An 11,858-nucleotide genomic window follows, 5' to 3' on the forward strand; every position below is an offset into this window, starting at 1 on the left:
ACTCCCAGGTGAGTCAGCAAACGTTGGCGCCACTGGTCCGCCAGCGCTTTCCGGTCGACCAGGATCAATGTCGACGTGGCACGCTCGGCGATCGCCGCGCACGCCATCACAGTCTTGCCCATTCCTGGCGGGGCGATCAGTACCGCAGTGTCCTCGGCGACGGATTCTCGAACTGCCACCAACTGCTCTGGGCGGAGTTCAGTAGCGAGCTCGAACGTGTGAGCGGTTCCGACAACCCGCTGATCCTCAATGTGGAGGTCACTCCCAGCCGATTCCACAATCCGACTGAGGAGAGAATGCAGGCCGCGCGGTAAGACGAGGTCTCCTTCGAGGGTCTCGTCGTAGCTCCGCAAGAAACGTGGGGTGTCCCAGGTACTTCGGCGCGCTCGCTGCCGAGCGTAAAACTCCGGATTCGGGATCGATGCCGCATGCTTGACCGCCGAGATCATTGCCGGACCGAGGTCGATCGCGGACAGACGAATACGCGCATCGAATGTTGCACGAATGATTGCGGCCGGGCGCGGCACAATTTTCGACGACGTCGGTAACTGCAGACTCCGCACACTATGGCCGACTTTCGGCTCGGGAAGTCGCCGCGACAGGGTCGCAACATCTTTCATTGAAAGCCGGGCGACCGTCGACAGATAAGCCCATTGGTCGTCGAAGGGCTCGAGTGTTGTCGGATCCAAAAACAGTGTGGTGCCGTGCAATCGACGCTTGCCATGCAGCGGTGCAGCAATCAGATTTCCCATCCCACGGCCGGTATGAACATCTTGGGACGGAAAGAGCCGGTCGTAGCTCGACAGACTCATCGAACCACGCAGTTGGGTCGCTTCGGCGATCAGGCTGGTAGCGATCCGCCGCGCCATCGATGCCGGCACCATATCTGCGAAGAAGATCCACACATGCGCGCCCCTCCCTGATTGCGAAACCTCAAGCGCAGCCGGAATTCCGAACGCACGAGCGACTTTGAGATACGCGAGGGCATCGAGCATTGCAGAGTCGCGATCGAAATCCGCGGCCACCCACCAACAGGTGTCATTGTCTGCAAGCGGATACAACCCGATGTGATGATCGCCGCGCAAGTGGGCGGCCAGCACATCGTTGGTGAGTGGCAGATATGGGGCATCAGCTCGACTCATCCCCTTGCGCCAGCGGCCGGCAATCGCAGGTATCCAGCCCGAACGACCGTCACGGCGGTTCTCCCACCGGAGCGCATAGACGTCAGTACGACAACGGAATAATCCGGCGTAGAACGCGACCTTCTCCGCGGGTGCAGAACTCATGCTGACCGGCCCAGATTTTGCGTTTGCCAAAACCGCCTGGTCAGGATCGGCAGCACGGGCTTGCCCCTCACTCAACTCGAGTAGCCGGCGCAACCTGATGTTGTCTGCACGGAGTGTCGCCGATTCACCTGGAAATCGTTCCTCCACATGCCGAGTGTGCCGACTTGTTGAGTGCCGTGCCACCTCGCGAACGCACAACTTTCCAGTGTGTGCAGGAGCCCTTGACACCAACCAAGAGGTCGACGCTCCCTGGCTATGTGAGTTCACTGATCGCTCCAGCAAATTTCGGGGTGAGTTGCCGCAGCGCTTCTCGCAACTCCCACACCGTTTGTGGTGGCATGCGATTGCGATGGGCAACCGTGGCCAAAGCCTCCATCACGCGGTGGGGGTCGAGCGCGAGTTGGTCGAGAAGGAAGTCATCGGGATGTACCGCCTCGATGCCATACGGCGCAAGAGCCTGGGCAGGAAAGTCCTTGAGATTCGCGGTAACGATCATCGCCGCCCGGGAAGTCACCGCCGCCGCCAGTACATGGCGGTCTTTCGGGTGGTTGGTCATGGAATCGATGACTTCGGCGTATCCGGCACAATGGTCCTCGGCATGCGGGAAGGCACGTCGCATATGCCTGACCCGATGTGCCGCTTGGGACGGGGTCGCGTTGAACCTCTGCACGAGGTTGCGTTCAACTTCGTTGAGAAGATCTGATGACCAGACCGGAGTGAACATGCCGTCGTCGGCCAGCGTGAGGAACAGATTGTTCAAGTTTTGCGGCAGCATCACGCACGCATCGAGAATGACCCGAAATGTGTTCGCCATGTCCTAGCGGGTGGACACGAACCCTGCACCGGTGGAACCTGACTCGGTTGTTCCCAACTCGCTCAAGGCACTGGTCCGACGTTCCTGCAGATCGCGCTGGTAGGCAAGGATGTCAGTGAGTTCGACGCGGCGGTGGCGTCTGGGAGCCGTGAACGGAATTTCACCGTCTTCGAGGAGCCGCACGAAAGTGGGCCGCGTGATACCGAGGATATCGGCGGCTTCCTGGGTCGTAAGCAATGTCCTGTGCGGTTCGACGATAACCGCAGTTCCCCGAGACAGATGTTCAAGCACATCGGCGAGGACGTGTCGCAGCGGCTCGGGTAGTACAGCAGAGCGTTCACCAGCGGTGATCGAGACGGCGTGATCTTCGGCAACAACAGCCAGGAGATCTGCGTACTGGTCCGATGCCTGCTGATCAGAGCCGGGCAGCAGGGTTCGTTCCTTCAGTGCGGACATACCAAACAGTAATTCGAAAAAAACGAACACGCAATGTGATCTTACATTTCGCCAGCGGAGTGGTCTGGGTCACGCTACCGCGGGCACTTTGGCACCGAAACAGGAAAACCGCCTGTTACCAGGCGGTTTGTCTGTGCCCCCTCTCGGGCTCGAACCGAGGACCTGCGGATTAAAAGTCCGTAGCTCTACCAACTGAGCTAAAGGGGCATGCACGCCGAGCCCACTGGATTCAGCGCGCTACGGAGTTTACAGACGGACCGGCCGACGACGAAAACGGGGCATCTGACTGGGCGGGTCAGGCCTCGACATCGCTCCCCGCGGTCGTGCACGGGTCGTCGTCGCCCGCGCTCGATCGGTGGGACGCCACCGATCGCAGTTGGACGAAAACGAGGGTGCCGCGAATTGTTTGCTACCCGCCGATATTCGCGGCCAGAATCCTTAATTCTCCGCCCTCCGATTCTCCCCGAATTCGAAATAGGTTTATGATTCCTTCGAATCAATGTGCAAAATACAAACAGATCGGGGTGTTCTTGATGCGAGCGGGCGTAAAGCGATTGATGACAGTTGGAGCCGCAGGCGCAATGGCGATTGCTCTCGCGGCCGCACCGGCCGCGCAGGCTGGTCCTGCCCCGCAGGCCGATCCCTCAGCAGTGGTCGACGCAACACCGATCGCAGCCCCGACCGACATCCTCGGACAGCTCGAAGCCGCAAATGACCAGCTCAAAGAGTTCGGGATCACGCCGTTCCTCTGGCCGACCGCCGCCGTCAACTGTTCGCAGGTCCCGGGCACGCCACTCGGCATCGTTCCCGCCGTCGCGGGCGCCGCAGCGGGTCCGACCACTCCCGGTGTAGGGGATATCGCGCTTCCCAACCCGCTCGATCCGACCAAGCCTTTTGATCTCAACGCCGTCAAGGGCGGCGAGGTTTTCTACGGATTCTTCCCGGCCGGAATTGTCGACGACAGCAGCAATAAGTCCGGCATGAATGTCGGCTGGTTCAACGTCGACACATTCCAGGGCGGATTTGTGCCCATGGGCAGTCTGACCAGCACCATCATGGCGCCGATCAATGCACAGATCGACGCACTCCCGGTCCAAGCCTTCCGGGATGTCGCGCGTGACGCCCTCGCACCGCTGGAAGACGCCCTCGACGCGCTGCCGCAGGCCGGTGCCCGGGCAGCGATTGTCGAGACCGGCAAAGGCACTGTCCTGTCACTGGTGATGGGCTCCGTCACCCACTCGGGTGGCACCTGCTACTTCCTGCCGACCGTCGGGATCCAGGACGTCGCCTGACGATCCACCGGCACCGATCCGGCTCGTTCAGACGAGTTCGGCTTCCACGCTCTGTCGGTCCAACGTCGGATCGGTGCCGAGGACGTATTTCGGCTCGGTGTGCGGGACGGTTGTCCCACCGGCCACCCGAGCTTTGGCCTCCTCGAACTCCGGCGCCTGGCCCATCGCCGCGTACAGCCCGTTGAGAGACGTCCACACCGCGGTCCGGCGGGCGGTGCGCTCGAGAACGTTCGGCGGTCTGTACATCACGAGTTGAGCCGCCCAGCTCGGCATGGTGTCCCTGATGGCCCAGTCGACGGCGCCCTGCATCGGCTCGGTCAGATTGATTCCCGTCGCCATGGCGTTGCCGTGGGTCAGGCCCAGCCTCGGCAGATACTCCTTCAGGCATTCCAATGTCTCGGCTTTGGTGGTCGGGAGATCTTCGGCACCGAGTGCGTGACCCACACGCATGAACTCTCCGTAATAGCGATCGAGCGCCTTGCCGCGCAACGGGCGCGGATGATAGATCTCGTGCGCCGTCGCGATGCCCCAGACAACCGTTGCGTAATTCCAGCGGAGCCAGTCCGGATCATCTGCGTCGTACGGCAGACCATCGGGGCGGGTTCCCTTGATGGTGTGGTGCATCGCCCGGACTGTCCTCGCCAGACGCTCGGCGGTCTCGGTGTTGCCGTATGCGGTCCCGATGAAGAACGCGACCGAATGGCCCAACCGAACCGGGATCCCGGCCGGGTCGAGTTGGCCCGTGGATTGGCCCGACGAGTCCTTGCCGATGAGCCGCGAGTGATGCATTCCCATCCAGAAGATGCTCGGGTCGAGACGCTCGAGGTAGGAGGCGCATTGCAACCCGAAGATCAGGGCCGGCGTATGCGAGTGGACGTGCCACACCGCACTGTCCGGCCCGAACCAACCGGGGTCCCCCTCCGGCCCGGCGAACTCCATCCCGCGGAAATAATGCTTGCGAACGTCTCGGTCGAAACGCTGGTTGATCCACTGACCAGCAATGTGATGAGGCAACGGTGGCAACATCGAGCATCCTCTCCCAAGTGTGGATACGTCTGTGACCAGACTAGTGTTTGGTGACGCCTGTGACCAGAAGATGGAAAAACTGCTTTCCACGGACGTATGCTGCGGACATGTCGACCCCCACCCGCTGGGCCGGTGTGCCGCTCCGCGACCGCCGCACCGAGCGGCGCGCGCTACTCGTCGAGGCCGGATACACCCTGTTCGGCGCGGGCGGTGAAGCTGCTCTGTCAGTTCGTTCCGTCTGCCGCGAGAGCGGGCTCAACTCCCGCTATTTCTACGAGAGCTTTGCCGAGGTCAACGATCTCCTCGGTGCGGTTTACGACACCGTGGCGGCTGGTCTGGGCGACGCCGTCGAGCGGGCCATCGAGGCGTCGGCCGACTCCGTTCGCGACCGGATGTCGGCCGGAATCCGGGCGGTGCTGGGTTTCAGCTCCGCGGACCCCCGTCGCGGCCGGGTGCTGTTCACCGACGCCAGGGCCAATCCGGTGCTCATCTCCCGGCGGGCACTCACCCAGGACATGTTGCGCGACATCGTTCTCCTGGAAAGCGGGCAGTCCCAGTCCGATTCCCATCCGATCGCGACCCGGGTCGGCGCCTCGATGTACACCGGTGCGATGGCCGAACTCGCCCAGGACTGGCTCGCCGGGAATCTCGGTGACGATCTCGACGCCGTGGTCGGCCACGCCGTCCGACTCGTCCTCAAGGCCATCCGCTCATAAGTGCCCTCGGGCTTCGGGATTTCGATACCGTCATCGCCATGTCTGATCCCACAGTCGCCGATGAGCAGGGACCCATGCTCAAACTGCTTGCCATCGAAGAGATTCGGCAGTTGAAGGCCCGCTATTTCCGGATGCTCGACACCAAGGATTGGGACGGGTTCGCCGCAGTGTTCACACCGGACGCGGTCCTCGATTCCGGCGCGTGGACGATCACCGGATCCGACACCATCCGGGACCGGGTCTCCGCCTCCCTCGAAGGCATCACCACGGTGCACCACGGCCACACCGCAGAAATCACCATCGACTCCCCGACCACCGCTCACGCGATCTGGGCGATGGCCGACGAACTCCACGCCGGTGGCCACCCGGAGAGGGGTCTGACCGGGTCCGGGCACTACCACGAGGAATACACCCAGACGGACGACGGCTGGCGGATCAGCCGTTCACAGCTGACCCGTCTGCACATCTCCCCGCTCCCCGGCGGCTTTCACGTGGCGATCCCCGGCGACAACTGAGGAAAATCGGTCCGCTCGCGGGTCGGCGATGAATTTTTCCGAACTTCAGGGTCCTCCCTTATAGATCGGGGCCCTCTTTGGGTTCAAACTGGAAAAACGTCGATATGAACCGTCCCGCTCGCCGCAGCCCCGGAGGCCGACAAATGGACCGTTATGCCGCATTCATCATCCGCCATCGCTGGCTGGTCATCGGAGGCTGGGTAGTCGTCCTGATCGCCGCGATCTTCGCCGCGTCGATGTGGGCCGGCCCCACGGTCACGTCGTTCACCTCTGATACCCGGACCGAATCCGGCCGGGCCACTGAGCTTCTGGAACAGGCGGGCCAAGAGAAACAGGCAAATGCGACACAAATAGTGATCGCCGCACCCGAGATCGATGGTGGTGTGCGAAATCCCGATGTCCAGACACAGGTGACCGCGCTCGTCACCGACATCACCTCCAGCTCCCCCGATGTGAGCGCCACCGACCCGTACGGCCCGCAGTCCCAGATCTCCGCCGACGGCCGAATCGCGGTGGCCTCGCTCGACGTCGGCACCGGAACCGACGCCGACGTCCAGGACCGGATCGACGACATCAAGGCGATCGCGGAGGACAACGAAATCGCCGGAGTAGACGTCGAATTCAGCGATCCCAGATTCGACGATGCCCCACCGAACGGAGTTGCCGAGGGAGTCGGCGTGCTCCTGGCCCTCCTCATCTTGTTGATCGCCTTCGGATCTGTTGTCGCGGCCGGTCTTCCGATCCTGTCCGCATTGTTCGGCATCGGCGTCGGCGCGTCTGTGCTGTTCCTGGTCCAAAACTTCATGGACATCCCCAACTTCGCGATCTCGGTGACACTCATCCTCGGAATCGGCGTCGGCATCGACTACGCCCTGCTGATCGTCACCCGCTTCAGATCAGGCATTCACGACGGACTCGATGTCCATCAGGCAGTCATGGTCGCCATGCTCCGCGCCGGCCGGTCGGTACTCTTCGCCGGCGGCACCGTCATCATCGCGATGTTCGGCATCCTGCTGTCCGGCGGCGACCTCGGTCCGGCGCTGACATTCGCCGCGATCGCCGGCATCCTCGCCACCCTCATCGCGTCGATGTCGCTCCTGCCCGCACTGTTGGCAGTCATCGGCAACCACATCAACAGCCTGTCGCTCCACTGGCTCCGCAAACGTAAGGGCAAAGACCCCGACAAGTCGCTCGAAGGTGTGTGGGCAAAGAAATGGAGTGCCCGGATCCAGGAGCGGCCGTGGGTCGGCGTCGCGGCCGCGCTGCTGATCCTCATCATCTTGTCGATCCCGGCATTCCAGCTCCGGCTCGGATTCTCCGACGCCGGCAACCGGCCCACCAGCGCCACCACCCGCGTCGCCTATGACTACGTCACCGAGGGATTCGGTGTCGGTGCCAACGGCCCACTGATCGTGGTCGCGGACTACCCGGCCGGCACGAATCCGCAAGCCGAACTGGACGCGTTGAGCGCCGAGATCGCGGCCGACCCGGAAGTTGCCGAAAACGGTGTCGCCCCGGCATTTCCGGTGGGGCAAGCCGACGGCCGAGACATCTCGATCATCTCGGTGAATCCGGCCAGCGGGCCACAGGACGAGGCAACCACAGAACTGGTGAACCGTCTGCGCGATGAGACGATCCCCGACGTACTCGGCGCCGATTCCGATGTGAACGTCCAGATCACCGGCCTGAGCGCCGGATCCATCGACTACGCCAAGGTCACCCTCGACCTGCTTCCCTGGACGATCGCCGCCGTGCTGGCCGGCGCGTTCATTCTCCTGGTGCTGGCTTTCCGGTCAATCGTCGTTCCGGTCAAGGCGGTGATCGTGAACGTCCTCTCCCTTGGAGCCGCCTTCGGCGTGATCGTCGCGATATTCCAATGGGGCTGGGGTGCAGGAATATTCGGCGTCGGACGTCCCGGTCCGATCGACAGCTGGGTCCCGATGATGCTGTTTGTCACGGCGATCGGACTGTCGATGGACTACGAGGTGTTCCTGGTGTCCCGGATCAAAGAGCGGTTTGTTCGCACCGGTAATGCCACCACGTCGGTTGCCGAAGGCCTGGCCAGCACGGCCCGCGTGATCACCTGTGCGGCGCTGATCATGATCTGCGTGTTCATGTCGCTGGCGTTCCTACCCGACCGCAGTCTGAAGATCCTCGGTGTCGGCTTGTCGGTTGCCGTGTTCATCGACGCCAGCGTGGTCCGGTTGCTACTCGTCCCGTCGACGATGGAAATACTCGGCAAGGCCAATTGGTGGTTCCCGAAGTGGCTCGAATGGATTCCACGGCTCGACGGAATGCATCAGGACGAAGACGACACAACTCCAGCCACGACACCACAAGTCAGCGATAGACTCACCCAGTGAGATCACTCGAACCGCTGAGCGCACCTGTCGGCGCAGCGGAGGCGTTGCGCCGCATCGCCTTCCTGCTCGAACGATCCCGTGAGGGCACCTATCGCGTCGAGGCCTTCCGCAAGGCACTCAAGGTGGTCCAGAAGATGGCACCGGACGAGTTGCGCACCCGCATTGCCGGCGGGAGGCTCACCGAGGTCAGCGGAATCGGCAAGTCGACCGCCGCAGTGATCACACAGGCCGGCAGCGGGGAACTACCGGACTACTTGAAGTCCTTGCAGGAGAAGACCATCGAGCCGCTGGCGGCGGGCGGTACCGAACTCTACGCCGCCTCCCGCGGCGATCTGCACTGCCACTCCGACTGGAGCGACGGCGGATCTCCCATCGACGAGGTGGTCCTGTCGGCGATCGAACTCGACCACAGCTGGCTGGCGCTGACCGACCACTCCCCCCGTCTCACCGTGGCCAACGGCCTGTCGGCGGAGCGACTTGCCGAACAGATCCGGGTTGTCGACAAGCTGAACGGCGCACTGGGCGAACGTTTTCGGCTACTGCGCGGCATCGAGGTCGACATCCTCGACGACGGATCCCTGGATCAGACCGAAGACATGCTCGACCAGCTCGACATCGTCACGGCGTCAGTCCATTCCAAGCTCGCGATGGATTCGGGTCCGATGACCCGGCGGATGGTCGCCGCCGCCCGCAACCCACACGTCAACGTACTGGGGCATTGCACCGGCCGCCTGGTGACCGGCGGCCGCGGAAAACGTGCGCAGTCAAAGTTCGACGCCCACAAAGTATTCGAGGCGTGCGCGGAGTCGCACACCGCGGTCGAGATCAACTCACGACCCGAACGCGTCGACCCACCCGATGATCTGATCAGGATCGCCATGGACCTCGGCTGCGTATTCGCCATCGATTCCGATGCGCACGCCCCGGGTCAACTCGATTTCAAAGCGCTCGGCTGCGATCGCGCAGAGAAGCTCGGTATCGACCCCGATCGCATTGTCACCACATGGCCCCTTCCCCGGCTGCTCAAGTGGGCACGCGGGTGACGGCAACCGTTCACCGGCCCGCGGCCCGGAATTCGGTTTGTCACTCCGATGATTCAACTGGTGTTTTCGCGTCTATTGCCGCTATTTCCGATCTTCTGTGTCAATATTATGAACGTTCAGGAGATCGGGAAAACCGGTTTTCGGCACTGAGGGGCCACGTATACCTGCATCACCTGCGAGTCCGACGCTGCCCCGAGAACGCAAGTCTGGTTGCAACACAGCCGGATTGACGCCAACGAGCGTGCCTTCGTCCACCACCGGGTGAGCCCTTCGGGGAGCATTCGAGTCCGACGCAGGCACGCTCAACGGCGTTTCGGGCCCCGACGGATTCTTCATGTCGGTCAGCGACCACAAATCTCGTTCCGGAACACCCACCCCCTTTCAAAGTAAGGGTAGGCTATGCAATGATCTGGTGGCCGCAGAACGCGGAACCACGATCGATACAAGGGGCACACGATGACAGACCTTTTTCCCGCACTCACCCAGTTCCTGGACAGCTTCTACATCTTCGGCGGCGATTTCATCGGCCTCACGATCAACATCGGTCTGTAGCCTGACCGAACCATCGGTTCAAGCTGTGGCACTGCCGGCTTGACGCGGCGAGCGTGCCTTTGTCCACCACCGGGTGAGCCATCGCGGAGCATTCGAGTCAGACAAGGGCACGCTCTGCGGCTTCGGCAATCGTCCCCCTACTTCTCGACCGCGATTTCGTCGCCGAGCGCATAGCCCGGAGCCAGCGGCAACTTGTCGCCGCTCCAGAATCGGCCAGGGTCAAACCAATTCGACCGTTTGTCGGTCTCCAACAGGCCCATCGCCTCATAAGTCATGGCCACGACCTCAGCGCAATACGCGGTCTCGAGACCGGTTTTGTCTTCCGCGTCTCGACGCTTGCTGACCCGCTTACGCACGGTCTTGTCCAGAACCGGTACGCCCCTGGTGATGTCATTGACAGTCGGCACCCGCCCCTTGAACCACCGGCCCGCCAGCCTCGCGGTGGTGGGAAACGCAGTGCCGTCCATTCGGGCGATCACTTTGAGCAGCAGATCCTCCTGCTCACGACCGGCAACCGGTGTGATCTGACGAATCCAGCAGCGCTGGCCGTACTTGTCCATCCACTGCAACGCGGCCTCTCGCGCATCGTTGAGCTGGACACCACGATGCTTGGTGCCGGTCCACATATCTGTCAGCTTGCTACCGAGTTCGGCGTGCCACATCAGCGGCGGCAGGTCGTCGAGCACAACAGCCATCGCCACATGATTGACGGGGCTGTTCGTCAGCGCCTGGATCGCGCGGTCGGGTCCGGACTTGCCACGAAAGAGCCACACGTCCCCGGTCCGGGTGGAATCGAGCGCCTGGTCGAGGGAGATCGCCTCGGTCCTTTTCGGATGCACACCCGAAAGACTAAACGCCGCTGTCATCGCGGGCGCGTTGATTGATCGGCGGCTATTGTTCGACGTGTGCACAGTGCGTGGAAATGGGTCGGACTCGCCGGCGTTGTCGGGGTGGCCGCAGGCGGAGTGCTGGTAGGACGAGATGTCCGCCAGCGGAATGCGTATACCCCCGACGACATCAGAGCCCGTCTACACCAGCGTTACGAGAGAGTGCAGTCCGCCGACGACTCGTCCGAGGCCTGAATTCGGTCCGGTCGGCCGATACGGCAAAGTGAGGTCATGAGCGGCGACACAGAGGCGAATCCGGGTTCGGAGTTCTGGGAGAGCGGCGACCCTGAATCGATTCGCGCCACCATCGTCACCACGCTCGATGCGTTCGACCATCAGACCGCCGAACTCGACGGCGCCCGCGGGGCCGCCGTGGTGCTCGCGGTGACGAGTCGCGACGGCGAATACGGCATCTGGCTCACGAAACGGCCATCGCGGATGCGTGAACACCCGGGCCAGTTCGCACTACCCGGCGGTCGTATCGACGAGGGCGAAGACCACGCGGCCGCCGCACTCCGCGAACTCCACGAAGAACTCGGCGTCGAGGTCGATCGCGCAGATGTTCTCGGCCGCCTCGACGATTACGTGACCAGGTCCGGATACGTGATCACGCCGATCGTCTGCTGGGCCGGTCCCGACCGCGAGACGAACCCCAACCCCGGCGAAGTAGCGCACCTGTTCTTCATCCCGATGGACGACCTGCTGGTGACGCCACGGTTCATCACCATCCCGGAATCAGATCGCCCGGTGATCCAGATGCCACTCGTCGGCTCGCTGATCCACGCCCCCACCGGCGCGGTGATGCATCAATTCGCGGAGGTTGTCCTCGGAGGCCGCAGCACCCGTGTCGCCGATTTCGAACAGCCGGTCTTCGCGTGGCGCTGAGCTGCCCGGCCACGGCCTGAGCA

At 62.7% G+C, this 11,858-nt stretch carries 12 protein-coding genes and 1 tRNA gene; 7 read left to right on the plus strand and 6 right to left on the minus strand.

Going from position 1 to position 11,858, the window contains the following annotated elements; genetic code table 11:
* The 4 genes from VIQ49_RS07620 to VIQ49_RS07635 form a co-directional block, all read right to left on the minus strand.
* Window positions 1-1,286: TOTE conflict system archaeo-eukaryotic primase domain-containing protein (locus VIQ49_RS07620; RefSeq protein ID WP_331882731.1), on the minus strand; the 1,286-nt coding region annotated here is incomplete at its 3' end.
* Between the two features lie 253 nt (window positions 1,287-1,539).
* Complete coding sequence (locus VIQ49_RS07625) at window positions 1,540-2,100, minus strand: PIN domain-containing protein (RefSeq protein ID WP_331882734.1); 561 nt, start codon at window positions 2,098-2,100, stop codon at window positions 1,540-1,542.
* 3 nt (window positions 2,101-2,103) lie between these two features.
* Window positions 2,104-2,556 (minus strand): helix-turn-helix domain-containing protein, encoded by a 453-nt coding sequence (locus VIQ49_RS07630; RefSeq protein WP_331882736.1) that lies wholly within the window; start codon window positions 2,554-2,556, stop codon window positions 2,104-2,106.
* A gap of 134 nt (window positions 2,557-2,690) precedes the next feature.
* Window positions 2,691-2,763, minus strand: a tRNA-Lys gene (locus VIQ49_RS07635).
* Window positions 2,764-3,137: 374 nt separating this feature from the next.
* Here VIQ49_RS07635 and VIQ49_RS07640 point away from each other — a divergent pair.
* The gene (locus VIQ49_RS07640; protein ID WP_331882738.1) at window positions 3,138-3,848 is read left to right on the plus strand and encodes a hypothetical protein; all 711 of its coding nucleotides are present in this window, start codon (window positions 3,138-3,140) and stop codon (window positions 3,846-3,848) included.
* Between the two features lie 27 nt (window positions 3,849-3,875).
* Here VIQ49_RS07640 and VIQ49_RS07645 read toward each other — a convergent pair whose 3' ends face one another.
* Window positions 3,876-4,874, minus strand: a complete 999-nt coding sequence (locus tag VIQ49_RS07645; protein ID WP_331882739.1) for an oxygenase MpaB family protein — start codon at window positions 4,872-4,874, stop codon at window positions 3,876-3,878.
* Window positions 4,875-4,981: 107 nt separating this feature from the next.
* Between VIQ49_RS07645 and VIQ49_RS07650 the strand changes: the two genes are divergently transcribed.
* From VIQ49_RS07650 to VIQ49_RS07665, 4 genes are all read left to right on the plus strand, one after another.
* Entirely contained in the window at window positions 4,982-5,590 is a 609-nt protein-coding gene (locus VIQ49_RS07650; protein ID WP_331882742.1) for a TetR/AcrR family transcriptional regulator, read from the plus strand.
* 38 nt (window positions 5,591-5,628) lie between these two features.
* On the plus strand, window positions 5,629-6,105 hold the full coding sequence (locus VIQ49_RS07655) for a nuclear transport factor 2 family protein (RefSeq protein ID WP_331882745.1): 477 nt from the start codon (window positions 5,629-5,631) through the stop codon (window positions 6,103-6,105).
* A gap of 143 nt (window positions 6,106-6,248) precedes the next feature.
* Window positions 6,249-8,468 (plus strand): MMPL family transporter, encoded by a 2,220-nt coding sequence (locus VIQ49_RS07660; protein ID WP_331882748.1) that lies wholly within the window; start codon window positions 6,249-6,251, stop codon window positions 8,466-8,468.
* Window positions 8,465-9,511 carry a PHP domain-containing protein gene (locus VIQ49_RS07665; protein WP_331882751.1) on the plus strand — a complete coding sequence of 349 codons (1,047 nt, stop codon included), beginning with the start codon at window positions 8,465-8,467 and terminating at the stop codon, window positions 9,509-9,511. The genes VIQ49_RS07660 and VIQ49_RS07665 overlap by 4 nt, the downstream gene beginning before the upstream one ends.
* A 689-nt stretch (window positions 9,512-10,200) precedes the next feature.
* On the opposite strand, the gene VIQ49_RS07670 is transcribed toward VIQ49_RS07665, so the two are convergent.
* Window positions 10,201-10,929, minus strand: a complete 729-nt coding sequence (locus tag VIQ49_RS07670; RefSeq protein ID WP_331882753.1) for a guanylate cyclase — start codon at window positions 10,927-10,929, stop codon at window positions 10,201-10,203.
* A gap of 39 nt (window positions 10,930-10,968) precedes the next feature.
* On the opposite strand from VIQ49_RS07670, the gene VIQ49_RS07675 reads away from it, so the two are divergent.
* Window positions 10,969-11,145 (plus strand): hypothetical protein, encoded by a 177-nt coding sequence (locus VIQ49_RS07675; RefSeq protein WP_331882756.1) that lies wholly within the window; start codon window positions 10,969-10,971, stop codon window positions 11,143-11,145.
* Window positions 11,146-11,181: 36 nt separating this feature from the next.
* Window positions 11,182-11,835, plus strand: a complete 654-nt coding sequence (locus VIQ49_RS07680) for a CoA pyrophosphatase (RefSeq protein ID WP_331882759.1) — start codon at window positions 11,182-11,184, stop codon at window positions 11,833-11,835.
* Window positions 11,836-11,858: the final 23 nt, after the last annotated feature.

The organism is Williamsia sp., assembly GCF_036566845.1.
In the GTDB taxonomy this organism is placed as follows: Bacteria; Actinomycetota; Actinomycetes; order Mycobacteriales; family Mycobacteriaceae; genus Williamsia.